The organism is Paenibacillus sp. SAF-068 (genome assembly GCF_051967555.1).
Taxonomy (GTDB): domain Bacteria; phylum Bacillota; class Bacilli; order Paenibacillales; family Paenibacillaceae; genus Paenibacillus.
Map to the genome: position 1 here is coordinate 710645 of NZ_JBQCJX010000003.1, position 18905 is coordinate 729549.

The window sequence follows — 18905 nt, forward strand, 5'->3', positions numbered from 1 at the left end:
AGATCGAGCTAGCTCATACCCTAAACTATGGATTTGAACAACACGACCGGCACATGACCGGCCATAGATAACGGAGGGTTATAGTCGAATGAAAGAAGCTAGTGTACAGGTAAAGGTACCACTTGTCCCCCGTCCAGGTATGCAAGAACCTGAGAAGAATGTCGTATCTGGAGTGGAAAAAGACAAGCCTGCCCCATTAAAACTGAGGACTGTTTCATCACAGCCTGCAAAATTATCAACTTCAGAACGGGTGTCGACAGATGAAGTGAACCGGCAGGCAACCGCGCATATTCATATACCTGTTATTGAGCTGGACGAATTCCGCCGTGTGAAGCGTCGCCGAATGCGGACATTCGGGCGAAAACCCCGATGGGGACGGGGACGCAACTCTACACGGTGGCAACCTGCGGCTGCTGTATCTGCCTTATTGGCAATGGCTCTGCTAATTCCGGTAATTCTGGTATGGCCGCGGACAGGTGAATCACCAAAGCCGATCCCTGCTCCAACAGATGCCAGCACTACAAGAACCCCAGCTCCTGCGCCAGCTGTTCCTGTTACCTACCCTGAACCCAAGGTAAGGGTATACCTGTCCGCAACAGGGACAACGATGAATCTGCCACTGGAAGACTATGTTACCGGGGTGGTGGCAGCTGAGATGCCAGCGGAATTCAGGCTGGAAGCGTTAAAGGCACAGGCGATCGCAGCCCGAACATTTATTGTGCGAAGACTTGCTGCTAGTGATACAAGTGGTGTTCCATCAGGCGCGGCGGATGTGACGGATACGGTAAGCCATCAAGTGTTTATTCCGCCAGATCAGGTGAAATCGGAATGGACTCGACTGGGGAAGGCGAAGGAATGGGAGAAGCTGCAACAGGCTGTACGCGAAAGTCGAGATACGGTGATGACATATCAGGGCAAGGCGATCACCGCATCCTTTTTTTCCACAAGTAATGGGTATACCGAGAACGCAGAGGATGTATGGGGTAACGCCGTGCCGTATCTGCAAAGTGTAGACAGTCCCTGGGATAAAAGCCTGGCACCAGGCTACAAGCAGACCGTTACGATGAAGCGTAACGAGATTCTGCAGAAGCTGAACCTGGATGCCATTCCGGTTACTACCCAGAAGAGTGGATCGTGGATGGAAGTGTTGTCTACAACCAAAGGACATCGAATTAAGGAAATGCAAATTGCTGGTGAAACATTCAGCGGCCCAGAGGTTCGCAAGCTTCTCGGATTAAGATCCAGCCAGTTCAGTTGGAAGACTACGGGTGACGAGGTCCAGATTACAACGTATGGCTACGGGCATGGGGTTGGCATGAGCCAATGGGGAGCAAATGGCATGGCGCAAGAGGGCCACACGGCTACCCAGATTCTCAAACACTACTATACCGGCATCTCATTCGGACAGGCATCCAAGATGCTTGCATCGAAGTAGGAGAACCTAGGCGCCTTAAACTGTGTTATCCAGTCACATCCTATATCATTTCGCTTTTAGCCAATAAATGCACTTCATAGAAGGAATGGCCTCTACAGCCAACCGAGTCTTCTCTAGCAACATCCCTTCCGGAGCTTTCAAGATTCGGCTATATAGGAGGAGAGTGCTAGCGTATGGAGAGCGCAGGGGACAGAAAAGACCTGTAGAAGCGGAGCTCGTACTAACACTCATCTCCACACATATATAGCACTCTCTGAAACCTCCGTGAAAATAATTAGAGTCGCGCGTGTATAAAAGAGTTGCACCCGGTAACACTTGTTACTGAGGTGATCAAGATGAATGAACAAAACAAAAAAACAGTCCAAGAAGAAACTCCTAAAACAACTCAAGGAGTACCGGCTAACCAGCCCTCTTCATGGAAAAGAGCAATGTCCAAACGCTGGGTCTTCCCGGCAGCCTACATCGCAGCAGCAGGCATTATACTAACCTTAGTGTGGGTCTATCAGGGAACAGGCGACAAAGCTATGAACCCGGACTCTGCTAAAGAAGCAGTAGAAACAGGTGCATCGGCGGGTACAGAAGGAACAGCAGCAGGCGGAGAAGAAGAAAGTGTGGAAGTTGTTGCAAAGTCGGAGAATTTTGTATGGCCGGTAGCGGTACCGTCCGAAATTTCGGTAGTGAAACCTTTCTATGACAGCGAAGCTTCAACCGAGGAACATGAAGCGGCAATGGTGCAGTACAATGATACATTTATCCCGAACACGGGTGTGGATCTGGCACGTGGGGATAACAAAACGTTTGAAGTCAAAGCAGCACTTGCCGGTAAAGTTACCCGGGTTGAGCAGAATCCGCTCACAGGTCAGGTTGTGGAAATTACACACAGCGATAACCTGAAGACGGTATACCAAAGCTTGGCAGACGTCAAAGTGAAACAGGACGACGAAGTGAAACAGGGAGATGCGATCGCATCCGCTGGCGTCAATGAACTGGGTAAAACGCTCGGCAACCACCTTCACTTTGAAGTGTACGAAGACGGACAGCCGGTTAACCCGCAAGGATATCTTCCGGAAAAATAAATGATTTTTACCGCAGCAACATGACGGGCAGAGGGTTGAACCTCTGCTCTTTTTGTGCTTTTCAGAAAATAATGGGACCTTCGAAGCTTGTCACACCTCTAAACCGCGAATATATAGGCATGCTCCTCATATAATGTACCAAACTATCCACACAGTAGGGAGGCGGGAGCGTGCACGATTACATCAAGGAACGGACCATCAAAATTGGTCGCTGCATTGTTGAGACGAGGAATACGGTCCGTACCATAGCCAAAGAATTCGGCGTGTCAAAGAGTACTGTGCATAAGGATCTGACGGAGCGTCTGCCGGAAATCAACCCTGATCTTGCTGACCAGGTGAAACACATTTTGGAGTATCACAAGTCCATCCGTCATTTGCGGGGCGGGGAAGCGACCAAAATTAAATACAAAAAAACGAGTGGCAAGAAACGTGAGGTGTTGGCTTCCGCCAAATCGTAAGCATCTTCTTGAAGACGTAGGCCAAAAAGCTCACACATGCATTGAATCCCTCCCCTGAAGTATGATATGTTAAAAGCTGGTACAGGATCGAATTATGACATCTTATCAGCCCGATTTTTACATATATATGTTGCACTTTGTCGAACGAGCGGTGACGTGATAAGGGACTCTTTTTCACAGGATACGCTGACCAAATAATATCACTTTGGGGGCTCTTTTATGTTTAGCAAGGATATCGGTATTGATCTTGGCACGGCCAACGTGCTTATTCACGTGAAAGGAAGTGGGGTTGTCCTCGATGAACCTTCCGTCGTGACCATTGAAAGCGATACGAAGCGTGTCCTTGCTGTTGGGGAAGAGGCGCGTCGTATGGTGGGGCGTACTCCAGGTAACATTGTTGCCATTAGACCGCTGCGTGATGGCGTTATTGCGGACTTCGAGATTACGGAAGCAATGCTCAGACATTTCATTAATCGTGTGGGTGCAAGAAGCTGGTACAGCCACCCTCGAATTTTGATCTGTGCACCAACGAACATTACTTCTGTGGAGCAGAAGGCCATCCGCGAGGCGGCAGAACGCAGCGGTGCCAAAGAAGTGTTTCTGGAAGAAGAGCCGAAAGCGGCAGCGATCGGTGCGGGAATGGATATTTTTCAGCCGAGCGGCAATATGGTCGTGGATATCGGCGGCGGTACGACTAACGTTGCAGTTCTCTCTATGGGCGACGTGGTCACCGCCTCTTCTATTAAAGTCGCAGGGGACAAGTTCGACGAAGCTATTATCAAGTTTATCAAAGCCAAGTACAAGCTTATGATCGGTGAACGGACCGCTGAAGATATCAAAATTGCGATTGGTTCCGTAAATCCGAGTGGGCGTCAAACGGAGATGGACATTCGCGGACGTGATATGGTATCCGGTCTGCCTGTTACCGTAACGGTATCGGGAAATGAAGTACAGGAAGCGCTTTGGGATTCCGTGCAATCCATCATCGTGGCAGCCAAATCGGTATTGGAACGTACACCGCCTGAATTGTCAGCGGACATTATCGACCGTGGTGTTGTTTTGACTGGTGGAGGTGCATTGCTGAACGGACTGGACGAGCTTTTGTCCAATGAATTACATGTTCCGGTATGGGTTGCGGAAGATCCAATGCACTGTGTCGTGAAGGGGACAGGCATTATGCTTAATAATTTGGATCAGGTGGTTAAGAAAAAGTTCTAATCTGCCGATATAAAAAGCATAGGTTCGCCATGCTCGGAAAGCAGAACGGACAAGCAGCCAACCTGAGATGCAGGTCAAGCGCTTGAGGAGAGGGGTTAATTCATGTTAAGAGGTCTGTACACCGCTACTGCGGGAATGATTACGCAACAACGCCGCCATGACACAGCAACACAGAATATCGTAAATATGAACACCACGGGATACAAACAAGTGAACAGCGTAAGCCGTTCCTTCCCGGAAATGCTCATTACCTTGGTAGGCGGAGATGCAAATCTCCCGACAAAGCGGCTGGGCAAGCTGAACACGGGGGTGTTCGCGGAAGAGAGTTTGTCCATGAATTTGCAGGGGACCATTATGGAGACTGGGCAGAAAAATGATTTTTCCATTTCATCCAATATGACTGTCAATGATCCGCAGACTGGACAACCTGTCCCGTTTGACGCATCAGGCAAATTTGTACGGGCCGATGGTACGGTGACTTACCAGCCTCAAGCGTATTTTACAGTTCAGGATGCAGACGGTAACACCGGATATACACGTGATGGTCACTTCGAGATTACAGGAACGGGACAATTGCTGAGCTCGACAGGTTCTCAAGTGTTGGATAATAATGGACAACCTGTTGTGTTGACAGGTTCCGTAGAGCAATTTAAAGTGGATGAGCAAGGCCGTTTGGTGGATGCAGCAACGGGTGCACCGACTGGGGTTACTCTCGGTATTAGTGTCATTGACCAGCCGAATCAACTGGTTCGTCAAGGGAATGGCAATTTCAGTCTGAGTGATGAAAATGGGGCCACGGCCCGGATGATGGCTGCGGGTGATAATGTGCAGATCCGTCAGGGGTACCTGGAAGGCTCGAATGTCGATGCTTCACAGGCAACGGTTGATATGAACGCCGCATACCGTGCATATGAAGCGAATCAAAAGGTCGTACAATTTTACGATCGCAGTCTGGAAAAAGCCGTCAATGAAGTCGGGCGTGTATAACGCCGACGTTAAAATATAACCGCACAGCGGGAGGGTAACCACCGATGAATAATTCCATGATCAGTGCCAAGGTTTCCATGACTGCCATACAGCAGCGTCTGGATGTCATTTCCGATAATATTGCCAACGTGAATACGGCAGGCTATAAAAGCAAACAAGCGGCCTTCGAGGATGTGCTGACCCGGGTTCAACAACAACCGGACAAGTACAAACTGGATGGACGCTCCACACCGATGGGATATAACCTCGGTTTTGGTGCCCGTTTGGCAGATGTGACGAAGGATATGTCTCAAGGCACCTTGAACGAGACTGGCCTTCCGACCGATCTCGCCATTGAAGGAAATGCCATGTTTGCAGTTGAAGCAAATGGAGAGAAAATGTGGACACGTCAGGGTGCATTTCATTTTGTACCCGATACAAGACCGAAGCCTACTCCGAATTCTCCAGATATGATGGTAATGGTCAATGGCGAAGGTCACTTTGCCTTGGATCGTCTAGGCAACCGTATTACGGCACCGAATAATAGCAAAGTTGCTTTTGATGAAAATGGCAACCTGTTAATCCGGCGCGGTAATGAGGCGAATGCCACCATTGGAGCACAACTGCAAGTGGTAGACATTGAACGCCCTGAGGGGCTGGTACAGTATTCGGACAACCTGTTCGGTCTGGATGCAGGATTAACCGAGGATGATGTATTCGGTGCCAACGCGGCCACGCGCCAATCGGTTGCCATGATTCGTCCCGGTTATCTGGAGCAATCCAATGTGGATCTGACTCAGGAGATGTCTTTGCTTATGCAAGGACAGCGGACCTACCAGCTGGCGGCTAAGGCGCTAACTTCGAGTGACTCCATGATGGGTCTTGCCAACACTATGAGAGCGTAAAAGGTGAATGTGATGACAGAAACACAGCAGCAGAACAGTAAGCCGGAGAAGAAGGAAGTCAAGAAGAAGAAGAGTGGATGGCGCATCGCAAGATGGTTCCTGGTTCCGGTCCTGCTTGTTCTTGCCCTTGCTGGCGGAATGGTAGCTGGCTATGTGGTACTGGGCAAACAGGATATCGGTTCCGTGTGGCAATGGAGTACATGGGAACATGTATATAATCTGGTGTTCGCTCCATAATGTAACGACTTAAGCGAAAACTCCTGCGCAGGCAGGAGTTTTCTTTTTGACGTTGAAAACAGTATAATGATGGATGACGTTTGACGTCAAAAGAGGCCTCCCCTGCGAAAGACATTCGTCATCGCGAAGAGAGACCCCTTATCTTAACCTTCACTACTGCAGTCATGAAGGATATAACTAGTGTTAACCGAAAATATGCTTTCCATACACCATTTTAAAATTAAAAACCTTTATATGAGGTTCGATTTGGTCATAATTAATTTTCATGCCGCACCGAAGTAAGTGGAGGGAACGGAATCGTTCGAAAGAAGCGAAGCGCTCGCCTAAAAGCTTTCTGTAAAGAAAGCTGCTTCGAAAGCATAAGCTGTTTCCTAATGTTATCCATCTGAAAAATATTTCAGAAACATTAGGAAACAACAGCGATCAGAAGAACGATCCGTGACCGTAACGCTCACCTGTGCTACCATGAGAACTTTATGATGAAGAATGCTCATATAAACATCCCGAGAGGAGATTACACTGTGCTCGATATCAAACAGATTCAAGAAATCATCCCGCACCGTCCCCCGTTTTTGCTGGTGGACAAGATTCTAGAGATTGAGGATGGCAAACGTGCCGTTGGTCTGAAGAACGTAACCATTAACGAACCATTCTTCATTGGTCATTTTCCAGAGTATCCGGTAATGCCGGGTGTACTGATTACAGAAGCGCTGGCTCAAGTTGGTGCAGTAGCCATTCTGAATATGGAAGGCAACAAAGGCAAGATCGGCTTTTTGGCGGGACTGGACAACTTCCGATTCCGTGGACAAGTTGTGCCCGGAGATACGTTGATCCTGGAAGTGGAGATTACACGCCTGAAGGGTTCGATTGGTAAAGGTAAAGCAACCGCCCGTGTAGACGATAAAGTGGTCGCTGAAGGCGAGATTATGTTTGCACTGTCTGACCCAAGCTGATTACATACGTGAGCATTGACATCATGCAGGAACTTTGTTGGACCGAATGATGCAAGATGCTGAAGTATCTCAGCACACCTGAATTTATATAGACGGAAGGGGTTTATCGGAATGGAACAGTTAAGCACAGCAGCAGCAGAGACGTTGCAGCAATGGTTGGAGGATGCTTCGATTGATGAAGCAACGAAACAGGAGCTTCGTGACTTGCAGGATCAGCCGAAAGAGCTGGAGGAACGTTTTTACAGAAACCTGGAGTTTGGTACAGGGGGATTGCGTGGAGTCATTGGTGCCGGAAGCAACCGGATGAACCGTTACACCGTAGGTCGGGCAACGCAAGGATTCGCGCGGTATTTGCTTGAGCAGCATGGTGATAAGGAAGGTAAACCTTCTGTTGTCATTGCTCATGATTCCCGTCATTTCTCACCTGAATTCACACTGGATGCTGCGCTTGTACTGGCTGGAAACGGCATTGTAGCCAAGCTGTTCCCATCCCTGCGTTCAACTCCGGAGTTGTCATTCGCGGTGCGTCATCAGAAGGCAACTGGCGGAATCGTTGTAACAGCGAGTCATAACCCACCAGAATATAACGGATACAAAGTGTACAATCATGAGGGCGGTCAATTGGTGCCGGATGAAGCGGAAAAAGTCATTCAGTACATCCAGGAAGTGCCTTCCCTTGCTGACGTGAAGAAGCTGACGCAAGAAGAAGCAGAAGCTCAAGGCCTCCTGATCTGGTTGGGTGAAGACCAAGACCAAGCGTTCGTGGATACCGTATCAAGCCGCAGTCTGAGCCGCGAATTGATCCAGTCCGGCATTGGCCGTGATTTCAGAATCGTTTACACACCGCTGCATGGAACAGGCAACATCCCTGTACGTCGTGTACTGGAGCAGATCGGATTCGAGCAGGTGCACATTGTAGCTGAACAGGAACAGCCGGATGCTGAGTTCTCTACCGTGAAATCCCCTAACCCGGAGGAACGCGAAGCGTTTACGCTTGCAATGAAGCTGGGAGAATCCGTGGGCGCTGACATTCTGATCGGAACAGATCCGGATGCAGACCGTATGGGTGCAGTCGTGAAAGACAACGATGGCAAATATTTCGTCTTGTCCGGTAACCAGTCTGGTGCCATTATGGTACATTACCTGCTAAGTCGCCTGCAAGAGACCGGAACATTGCCGAGCAACGGTGCAGTTGTCAAAACGATCGTAACCAGTGAGATGGGTGCTGTTATTGCTGAACATTACGGTGCTGAAGTGATGAATACACTGACAGGCTTCAAATATATTGGTGAAAAAATGAACCAATTCGAAGCAACAGGCAGTCATACTTTCTTGTTCGGATATGAAGAGAGTTATGGCTACCTTTCAGGAAACTATGCCCGTGACAAGGATGCCGTCCTTGCCTCGATGCTGATTGCTGAAGCTGCAGCGTATTATAAGAGTCAAGGTAAGACGCTCTATGATGTTTTGCAAGAGCTATACAACCAATTCGGATATTTCCTGGAGAAGCTGGAGTCCCGTACGCTGAAAGGCAAAGACGGCGTAGCTCAAATTCAGGCCAAAATGACGGACTGGCGTTCCAATCCGCCACAAGAAGTAGCGGGAATTGCTGTAACGGATGTACTGGATTATTCCCTTGGTCTGGATGGTCTGCCGAAGGAGAACGTACTGAAGTTCATTTTGGCAGACGGTTCATGGTTCTGCTTGCGTCCTTCAGGAACAGAACCGAAGATCAAAGTATACTTCGCCGTGCGTGGAGAGAGTTTGGAAGATGCAGAAAGCCGGATCGAGCGTCTGGTGACTACCGTAATGTCGCGTGTAGACGCACAATAATACGAATGCAACAATGAGCAAGAACATGAGAAGGCCTCTCCGCACCGTAAGGTTGGTTGGCGGAGGGGTTTTTCTTTGAAATAAAAGTGTAGATAGACTGGCATATATCAGGGCTAGTTGACACAAGCTGTTTGTAACCTATTGTATATATGTTAAATGAATGAATTACTTGAGCTGAACGTGCATTTGGTTCCAACACTTGAGGAGGTACATGTAGTGCGTCAAAAATGGCTTTATTGGAATAACGCTTCTCGGAAGTGGTTGTGGCTCGTCGTTATTATCGGTCTGGTTGCGTCGATCCCTGTAATCAGTGATCGGGTGCAGACAGAATCTTCTGCCAAAAAGGTAGAACTTGTTTTCAACTATCGGGGACTGCTGGATATCTCCGCGTATCAGGCACATCCGCAAGATTTCATGAACGAACAATTAACGCGTCTGAAAGACGCAGGCGTAACAACGATGGCTGTGTTCGAAAGTACATTGGACGAGCTGAGAAAGACACGCCGACTAATGGTATATAACGGCCAGGATCTCGCGAACCTGACCAAAGATGTAATTCCTTCTAACGCAAATTACACGTATGTGTTATTTACATCGGAGGAAAATGCACAGACGTATACCCCTATTATTGAACAAACGTTCGCTGATCGGCAGATCCCGGTAGTTCCTTGGGAGTATGAAGGTCGTAGCGGCTTAATATTGCAGACTCCTCCGGAGAATGCCAACATGCAGCCTTTGCAGCCCGATCCGGTTGCCGTGAAGATGCTGCGTGATAAAGGATTCTACATCTTGCCGCGGATCTCGGACAGTGTGCCATACAGCCAGGAATCGATGGAGCGCTTGCTTACCTTCTTCGAAGAGAATGGCGTAAAGCGCATCTTGTTTGATGGTGATGCTGTGAAAGGGTACAATGATAATGCAGAGATGAAAAGTCTCGATCAATTCGCACAGTTGCTGAACAAGCACAATATTGGTCTTGCAGCTATCGAGAACTTGAAGAAACCGCAGTCTGGATTCCAGACCCTTGCGTATAAAACGGACTATAACGTTACGCGTCTATACTCACTTAGTGATGGCGATGCCAATCTGGACGTAGATACGATCGCTGACCGTTTTGTTCTGGCAACCAAAGACCGCAACATTCGTATGCTCTATATGAATGCATCACCAAGCCGGAATACAGCTAAAGCCATGATTACAGATCCGATTGAGAATTTGATCAACAGCCTGGGTGAACCTGGTCATGCGATAGAACGTATGGCGAAGCATGGCTTCGAACTTGGACAAGCTGAAGCATTCACAGTGAAGGATTCGTCGATTCAGCGTTATGCCAAGCTGGTTGCTCTCGTTGGTGCGATTGCGATGATTGCGCTTATGGTTTCTTATTTCATCCCACTATTGACCTTGATCGCATTTGTGGTTGCTCTAGTGGGCAGTGCAGGATTGTTCCTCTTGAAACCAACGCTGCTGGAGCAAGGAATTGCCTTGCTTGTGGCTATAGCGGCGCCGACCATAGCGATGGTGCTGGCCGTTCGTACCGTGAACTATCAGCAACAGCGTCAACCCGATGCATCTGCGGGTCGTCGTTTGAGACAGACTGTAGTTTTATATGTAAGAACGTCAATTATTTCGTTCCTGGCAGTACCTTTTGTCATCGCGTTGCTTAACAGCATTACGTACAGTCTGGTAATCAACCAATTCCGCGGCGTAAGTCTGTTGCACTTTGCACCTATGGCGCTGGTAGCGATATACATTGTGTTTTATCGTGGTTCAGGATCGTTCTCTATTCAGAAAATTAAAGAAATGCTTCGTATGCCAATCAATGTGTTAATGGTTGTTTTGGCGCTCGTTGCTGCCGTTGTTGGATACTATTACTTGAGCCGTACAGGCAACTCGGGATCAGTAACACCATTCGAGATGTTCCTGCGTACCACGTTGGAAGATACGTTCGGTGTACGTCCGAGATTCAAAGAATTTATGCTGGGACACCCGCTGTTTATCGTTGGCGTGTTCGCCGCTTTAAAATATCGTAAAGTCATCTTTGTGCTCATTATTGCAGCGATTGGACAGTTGTCCATGGTGGATACGTTCGCGCATATCCATACGCCGGCTGTATTGTCACTCATTCGTGGAGTGATGGGATTGGGACTTGGCTTAATCTTCGGTATCATTGCTGTGGGTGTGTGGCAAGTAGCGGAAGGATGTTGGAAAAAATGGTCACCACTTCTCAAAAGTTAGTCATCTCAGGGTATTACGGATTCCGCAACAGCGGAGACGAAGCGGTGCTAAAGTCGATTCTGACAGCACTGGAAGAGGAAAGCCAAAGGTCGGACGTCACCATTGAACCGATTGTTCTCTCGGGTGATCCCGAGTGGACTACCTCCATGTACGGTGTGCGCTCCGTGCATCGTATGAAATTGAAGGAAGTCCGTGAAGCACTCAAGGAGAGCGATGGGCTAATCAGTGGCGGAGGAAGTCTATTGCAGGATGCAACTGGACTGAAATCCATTCCTTATTATCTGGGCGTGATCAAGCTGGCTCAGATGTTGAAAAAGCCGACGTTTATCTATGCACAGGGAATTGGTCCTGTGAATCGTAAATTTTTTAATCCGATGATCAAATCGGTCTTCAAGGCCTGCACCTATGTGTCCGTTCGGGATGAACAATCTGCAGACTACCTGCGTGGGCTCGGGCTACAGTGGAATCAGATCCATGTTGTACCCGACCCGGTAATGGGTTTGCCATTACCTGAAGCAAAAGTTGAGAGTGGTGCAGGTTCAGTCTTAGCCAATGGTGCTGCCGAAGCTAATCGAGTGGAAACTACATCTGGAGCACACACGAAGCTTCCTGTGATCGGCATATCCGTACGGTTCTGGGAGTCGGATCGTAAAGAGCTAACGGCTATTGCCGCGGGATTAAAAAAGTTGTGTTCCAAACGAGCTGTGCACTTGCGTTTTCTGCCATTTCATTTGCCGATTGATGAACAAGCATCACGATTCCTTATGGAATTGCTCGGTGATGTGACCAGCAAAGGCAGTGAGGTTAGCATCGCACAGGATCTGACCGACCCTCAGCTTATGTTGGAGGAAGTCAGCAAGTGTGATCTTGTCATCGGTATGCGTCTGCACAGTCTGATTTATGCAGCTTCGCAGTATGTGCCACCGGTGGGCATCTCGTATGATCCGAAAATCGATCAATTCTTGCTTCGACTGGATAGTGAACCCGCAGGGGATACGAGCTCACTCGATGGCGACAAACTCGCCAAGACTGTCGTTGGACTGCTGGATCAACGTTCGCAGTGGCTGAAGGAACATGAAGAAGGTATCACCCAACTGAAGCAGGAAGCCAGAGTGCCTGCACAGCAGATTATTAACTATTTAGGCCGCAAAGGATGAGATAAAGATGAGTCAGACCGGATCCATACCTACCGTTTCGATCTACGGCATTCCTTTTTCCAAACTGACGATGAAAGAAACGGTAAAGGTTCTCCAGGAAGCTGTGCTGTCCAAGCAACCACATCAAGTCATTACAGCCAACCCGATTATGGTTATGGCTGCACTGGAAAATCCCGCAATCATGGAAGTTATGCAATCTGCGGAATTGATTGTTCCTGATGGAACAGGTGTCGTATGGGCGGCGAATTATTGTGGAGATCCTGTAGCTGAGCGAGTGCCGGGATTTGAGCTTTTACATGAATTGCTGCGTGTTGGAGAAAACTATCGATGGGGCGTATATTTACTCGGTTCCACCCCTGAGGTGATTCAAGAAACGGCAGTTCGGTTACAACAGCAATATCCGGCGATTCGAATTGTGGGTTATCGCGACGGTTATTTTGGTCCGGCTGAGGATGAACAGGTCATCGCTTCCATTCGTGAAGTTTCGCCTGATCTGTTGTTTGTAGCACGTGGGGCCGACACACAAGAACCCTGGATTCACAAGCACAAAGATGCACTGCAGGTTCCCGTAACCATGGGCGTTGGCGGCAGCTTTGATGTGATCTCGGGTAAAACCAAACGTGCGCCTATGCTGTTCCAAAAGTTAAGACTGGAGTGGTTCTATCGCTTATTGCGTGAACCAAGCCGGGCTGGCCGGATGCTTGCGCTTCCGAAATTCGCTGTTAAGGTGATGCGTGACAAAGAAAACGTGACAAAAGTCCGTTAAAAACAGGTAATTAAGAGATAATTGCTTGTTTATGCTAGAAATTGAGGATAGCTTTTCGGGTGGGATCGGCGTATAATTCATTCCGGATTAGATGTGTGCCACTTACATGAAACTTTTAGTTGCACATAGCCACTTCGATGTCAGAATAACCTTTTGATCGCTGTTATCTCTGGATTTCTTTTATCTACCTTTCTAAGGTTGAAATCCCGCGATAAAGGCGAACGCTTCGCTTCTACAGGTTATTTCTGCCCTCTCCGTTCTGGTGCAAATGGCATTTTTCATCAAAAGTGACTAACAATATTTTTTATATATAAAAGAGATCAGGGGATTTATAATTTCGTACAGGTATTATAATTGGGGGTCGAATGTTCAAATGGTAGCGATCTTTATCATTGGATTTATCGTGTCAATGGGACTGGCTCTTGCCCTGACACCGCTTGTCAAAAAGTTCGCAGTCCGCATTGGCGCAATGGATACGCCGAATGCACGTAAGGTACACACACGGATCATGCCGCGTCTTGGTGGTCTAGGGATATTCCTGGCCTTTATTATTACAGTTGCTGCATTGCTTCCATTTGTATCCGCATGGTTCACAACTCGGGACATGAGTTTTGTCAGCGCGTTTCTGATTGGTGGAACAATTATCGTGCTGATCGGAGCACTTGATGATCGGTTTGAACTGTCGGCCAAAGTGAAGCTGCTTGGTCAGATCGTTGCTGCTTCTGTCGTTGTATTCGGATTTAACATCCGCGTAGATTTCGTTAACATTCCTTTTCAGGATTCCTATTCTTCACTCGAAGCTTGGGTATCCATTCCGCTGACGATCTTATGGATCGTTGGAGTAACGAATGCGATTAACCTGATTGATGGTCTGGATGGTCTGGCTGCCGGTGTATCTGGTATTGCCATTGGTACCATTGCCGTGATGTCCTTCCTGATGGGGAACATGATGATTGCCTTGATGTGTCTTGTATTGCTGGGTAGTATTATCGGATTCCTGTTCTTCAACTTCCACCCGGCTAAGATCTTCATGGGGGATACCGGATCACTATTCCTTGGTTTCTCTCTTGCGATGTTGTCCATGCTCGGATTCAAGCAAATTGCTATCGTGTCCTTCATTACCCCGTTGATTATTATCGGTGTGCCGCTCTCGGATACCTTCTTCGCGATTATCCGTCGTGCGGTACAACGGAAACCGATTTTCGCACCGGATAAAGGCCACCTGCATCACTGCTTGCGTGAACTTGGATTCAGTCACCGTCAGACGGTACTGATTATTTATGGAATCGCTGCGTTCTTCGGAGTTCTGGCGATTATCCAATCTTCCGCTGCCATGTTCGAAGCGAACTGGGTAACGTTTGTGGTCATCTGTATCATGATGTTCTTCCTCCAAGTGGGAGCAGAAGTCATCGGACTTGTTAGCAAAACGAGAAGACCGGTTATTAACTTCCTGATGCGCATGCGCGTCAAGATGAGCCCGGAGACTCGTTCGAAATCATAAATAGATAAATGTAATGGTTACAGCCATTCTTGAATATTATTCCAGACCCAACCTTATCCCTGGTGGATAAGGTTTTTTGTTTTTTTTGAGATTTTTACTAAATAATTGGAACCTTTTGCCGATATATAAAGGTAACTGACTTAAAAAGAGGAGAGATGATACGTAATGCAACAAAAGAAACGGCCGTTGGTCTGGATCATGTTGGTCACCATGGTGTTCTCATTGTTCCCGCAGGGTCTATTCGGTGGGGCTGTTGCTTCGGCTGCAGACGGTGATCCGGTAACTCCTGGATCTAATGCTTATACCACATATTTTACGCCAGATCTTAGAACATTGCGGGAGACCGCTGCTCTATCTATAGTTCCAGATGCAACCAAGGCTTTCTTGACACGTTCGAATGCATACACAACCTCAACTTCATCAATTACAATTTCAGGTTCTTATGCGTTTGTATCCAATACGAGCTTGAAGGTTAAAGTGGAACAACTGAACTTGGTTACATCCGGTTCAGATAGCAAATGGGTACCAGACTCCACTAAATCAATTACAACTGCGGTTACTGCTGATCCAAGTGGTAATAACAAATTCACAGCCAATAACCTGAATCTGTTCCCGGGATTCAACCGGGTTACTTTCTCGGGTAACCAGGGATCAGTTGAACGCTCAGATACATTTTATGTATTGTACGATCAGGCTCCATTTATTGAGAGCTTCCAAGTATTTACGGACAGTTCCGCTACTGGCGGTAACAAGTCCTATAACTTGAATGAAGGTTCCAACACGGTTGTAGATACCCAACGTGTATCTATTCAAGGTAAAGTGCAGAACTCTACGCTTGTAAGCGTAAAAGTGAACGGCGGAGACGAGATCAATGCTTCCATGTTGCAAGATGGATCGTTCTTCTTGCCACAGTTAGCATTAAAAGCAGGACTGAATAATCTGAAGTTCAAAATTTCAAGTGCATCCAATGCCATTGAAACAGAACGTTCCATTTATTATTTTGATAAAGATCAACCTTTCACAGATCTGAAGGTACAATTGGGTGGACAGGACAAGTCTATTTTGGGTAGCAATCCTACCTTTACAGGTGCTAGTCAAACAACGGCAACCTTGACTGGACAGGTGCTGCTTCCTTATTCAGCGAGCCCTAATCCATTTAGTCCGACGAATGGTGAGATCACGCTGTCTAATGGCAACTTGACGCAACCAACTAATTTTGTGTTTGAAACGGTCCCGGCTGAAGAAGTACTTATCACGGGTTCCGATGGTGTAACCATTGAGTATCGATTGGTAAAATTCAAGGTTACAACACCGTATAATTTGGAACTTGCCGCGGATGGCACATCTCCGAAGAAGGATCAAACGCTTCGTCTCCGTCTTGCGTATGGTAATTTCAGTGCAGGGTATAATGCGAGCTATACCTTCTCCCCAGGGGCACAGGATATTACAGAGATCTATTATTTGCCTGATTATAAAGAAGGCGAAGCCATTGATTCCCAAACAAAACTTGATGGCACTAAGCTGCAAAACGATGAATTCTACATCTTGGTAGAATCCAGTGAACCTATCTCAGGGACGCTTGTAGGTGAATATCTGCCAACAGGCACGACTAAGTTAACGATTGATGGAACCGTAGAGGGACCCGATGGTTTACCTACTAACAAAAAAGTTTATAAGGTTTCCGGTTTCCTTGGTGGAGACCAACAAGTACGCTTTTACTATGGTAGTCCGACAAACTTACCTAAGATTGTGAAAATTTCTTATGTAACAGCGAGTTCTATTTATGTGGAAAGTCTTCAAAACGGACAAACCTACACTTTTAACTCCAAGAGCAGTACGGATAAGCTTACGTTAAAAGGTCGTTTCATTGGTTTCAAAACCCTAGACGGAGATAACTTTATCGCGGAAATATTTGTAAATGGTAAAAAATTCACACCTTCAACCACATTCCCGAAAAAAGAGGATGGAACGTTCAGTGTAGATCTTCCCGTCTTAAAATCAGGACCGATTGTCTATGGTGAGAATACCATTTTAATACGTGCTACAGATGAGGATGCGAATAAACTTCCAATCACGATCTCAACTACGCTGAAGATCAATGTCATTGACCAAAATCAATCGACAGTAACATCTTTCATGCCTACACTGATTCCTAAGGACTCACGTCAGCAATTTATCAACAAACCGATCACGCAATATGAAGATGATGAGATGAAGCGCATTTTCTCCGTTACACCTGAATTTGCGTTCAAAGAAGACAAGTATGTAACAAGTGAAGAAAATTATGATCTCGTCATTAATGGCGGCGGTGCTGATATTGTGAACGTCTACTTTGGTTCTGATAAAATCTTTACCAAAGAACTGACAAGTACAACGATTTTTGAAGTGAACCAACCAGCTACAGCCGGGTTGCCAAGCTATGATATTACTGGTAACAGTGACCTGTTTATCGCACGGATTCAGAATCTTAAGTTTGATGTACCAGGAACACATGTGTACACACTCGAACTGATCAACAGCACAGGTGCGAGAACGACACAACGTTTGGAGATTGTACGCGAACCTTCCTCTTACCGCATTTTGTCTCCACAACCTACGGTAGGTAATAACATCGTTGTGAACAAAAACTTTGTTCGCTTCGATATTGAAGCTGAAGGAGCTTCTCAAGTATTAATTGGCAAAGAGCCAGCCGTTAAACGTACAGATATGAATAACCGTTTTGTATTGGATTATGTAGGACTCAAAGCAGACAAGAATAATGCAATCAAAATTCAGATTATCCGCGAGGGCGGCACGATCAACGATACGATTAATGTGTATTATACAGGTGCGATCGCGATTGATTCACAGTTCATGGCTCCTAAGGTAGCCAACAAATATACTGTGTTTAACAAAAATGTGGTGCTTTCATTCCCGAAAGGAACGGTACTGCAATCAACAACAACAAGTGGCATGGTGAAGTTCTATCCAGACAACAAACTGTTGTTTGGTATCGCTGATCCAAAAGATGGCGTTGTAGAACGTAAGAATGACTACGGTAATGTTATCGGTGTTAATGCAGATGACAGAAGCACCAATGGTGCCAGCGTAATCCGTATTCCTACCGAGTTGTCGAGTTTCTTCGCCTCAGTGATCAATACAGCCAACTTTACTCAAGTATCTGATATTTACTGGATCAACGGTGGTCTGGGTGAACTGGGTGATCGTGGTACGAACGGATACAAAGCAGGAACGAACGGAATTACGCCGTATTCCATTGATGGAGAGTTTACGAGATATGCTCAGGAGCGTATTCTGACCCCATCCCAGCGCGGAACGTTAACGCTGAGCTATGATCCATCCATTGTTGATGACGTAGGGTCTACAATTACGGTATATCGTTACTCGGATGACTCTAATGTAGGTAAATGGGTCTCCATAGGTGGTGCAGTGGATACGAAGAGTCACACCATTACCGTACCGTTTGACGAATTTGGTTATTACAAAGTTATGAAGCAAAGTCAAAGCTACCCGGATATCACGAATCATCCATGGGCACGTAACTTGCTGAATGCGATGTATTCCAAAGGAATTATGAATCCGCTCAGAACCAATGCATTTGGTGCGGATGATCAGACTACACGTGGCGAATTTGCTACCTTGCTTGTCAAAGGAATGGACATTCAATTGGTAAAACCAAGCAAAACAACCTTCACTGACGTTTCGGAGAACACCAAATCGGATCGTTGGACATATGAAGCGATCGAAACAGCAGCACGTGCAGGTATTGTTCAAGGACTTAGTGATGGCTTCTTTGGACCGGATCAGCCGGTTACACGGGAGCAGGCAGCTGTTATGATCGCACGGGCGATGAATGCCAAGCTTGCGGCCAATGACAGTAAGTTGACGGCTACGTTGGCCAAATCGTTCCTGGATTCAACTTCTATCGATTTCTATGCACGACCAGCCATTGTGGCGGTTACCAAAGCGAAAATCATGGAAGGAAGCCCTGTAAACATTCCAGGTGCAGCCAAAACGCAATTCCAATTCAATCCAAAAGGTAATATGACTCGTGCAGAAGCAGCCAAGATTGCTGTAGAACTGCTTAAGAAGAGCACGAAACTATTCCCTAAAACATTGAGCTAATCTAGCAGTGTTGAGTTAATTTTAGGAAAGACCTGTC

At 47.0% G+C, this 18905-nt stretch carries 14 protein-coding genes; all 14 read left to right on the plus strand.

Features of this window, described 5'->3' with window-relative positions; translation table 11 throughout:
* Positions 1-88 precede the first annotated feature (88 nt).
* Entirely contained in the window at positions 89-1435 is a 1347-nt protein-coding gene (gene spoIID / locus ACTHPG_RS20810; RefSeq protein WP_440391329.1) for a stage II sporulation protein D, read from the plus strand.
* Positions 1436-1770: 335 nt separating this feature from the next.
* Positions 1771-2511, plus strand: a complete 741-nt coding sequence (locus ACTHPG_RS20815; protein ID WP_440391330.1) for a peptidoglycan DD-metalloendopeptidase family protein — start codon at positions 1771-1773, stop codon at positions 2509-2511.
* Positions 2512-2681: 170 nt separating this feature from the next.
* The gene (gene spoIIID, locus ACTHPG_RS20820) at positions 2682-2969 is read left to right on the plus strand and encodes a sporulation transcriptional regulator SpoIIID (protein WP_024632710.1); all 288 of its coding nucleotides are present in this window, start codon (positions 2682-2684) and stop codon (positions 2967-2969) included.
* A gap of 219 nt (positions 2970-3188) precedes the next feature.
* Positions 3189-4187 (plus strand): rod shape-determining protein, encoded by a 999-nt coding sequence (locus tag ACTHPG_RS20825; RefSeq protein ID WP_440391331.1) that lies wholly within the window; start codon positions 3189-3191, stop codon positions 4185-4187.
* A gap of 102 nt (positions 4188-4289) precedes the next feature.
* Positions 4290-5174, plus strand: a complete 885-nt coding sequence (locus ACTHPG_RS20830; RefSeq protein ID WP_440391332.1) for a flagellar hook-basal body protein — start codon at positions 4290-4292, stop codon at positions 5172-5174.
* A 44-nt stretch (positions 5175-5218) separates the two neighbouring features.
* The gene (locus ACTHPG_RS20835; protein ID WP_440391333.1) at positions 5219-6058 is read left to right on the plus strand and encodes a flagellar hook-basal body protein; all 840 of its coding nucleotides are present in this window, start codon (positions 5219-5221) and stop codon (positions 6056-6058) included.
* Positions 6059-6070: 12 nt separating this feature from the next.
* Positions 6071-6295 (plus strand): DNA-directed RNA polymerase subunit beta, encoded by a 225-nt coding sequence (locus tag ACTHPG_RS20840; RefSeq protein ID WP_017691949.1) that lies wholly within the window; start codon positions 6071-6073, stop codon positions 6293-6295.
* A gap of 521 nt (positions 6296-6816) precedes the next feature.
* Complete coding sequence (gene fabZ / locus ACTHPG_RS20845) at positions 6817-7248, plus strand: 3-hydroxyacyl-ACP dehydratase FabZ (RefSeq protein ID WP_145324406.1); 432 nt, start codon at positions 6817-6819, stop codon at positions 7246-7248.
* Positions 7249-7359: 111 nt separating this feature from the next.
* On the plus strand, positions 7360-9081 hold the full coding sequence (locus tag ACTHPG_RS20850; RefSeq protein ID WP_440391334.1) for a phospho-sugar mutase: 1722 nt from the start codon (positions 7360-7362) through the stop codon (positions 9079-9081).
* A gap of 216 nt (positions 9082-9297) precedes the next feature.
* Positions 9298-11319: a DUF5693 family protein gene (locus tag ACTHPG_RS20855; protein ID WP_440391335.1), complete on the plus strand. Its 2022-nt coding sequence runs from the start codon at positions 9298-9300 to the stop codon at positions 11317-11319.
* Positions 11295-12476: a polysaccharide pyruvyl transferase CsaB gene (gene csaB / locus ACTHPG_RS20860; RefSeq protein WP_440391336.1), complete on the plus strand. Its 1182-nt coding sequence runs from the start codon at positions 11295-11297 to the stop codon at positions 12474-12476. Before ACTHPG_RS20855 ends, csaB begins: the two co-directional genes overlap by 25 nt.
* Before the next feature lie 7 nt (positions 12477-12483).
* On the plus strand, positions 12484-13242 hold the full coding sequence (locus ACTHPG_RS20865; RefSeq protein WP_440391337.1) for a WecB/TagA/CpsF family glycosyltransferase: 759 nt from the start codon (positions 12484-12486) through the stop codon (positions 13240-13242).
* Positions 13243-13615: 373 nt separating this feature from the next.
* Entirely contained in the window at positions 13616-14743 is a 1128-nt protein-coding gene (locus ACTHPG_RS20870) for a glycosyltransferase family 4 protein (RefSeq protein ID WP_315937577.1), read from the plus strand.
* 165 nt (positions 14744-14908) lie between these two features.
* Positions 14909-18868: an S-layer homology domain-containing protein gene (locus tag ACTHPG_RS20875; RefSeq protein ID WP_440391338.1), complete on the plus strand. Its 3960-nt coding sequence runs from the start codon at positions 14909-14911 to the stop codon at positions 18866-18868.
* Positions 18869-18905 lie beyond the last annotated feature (37 nt).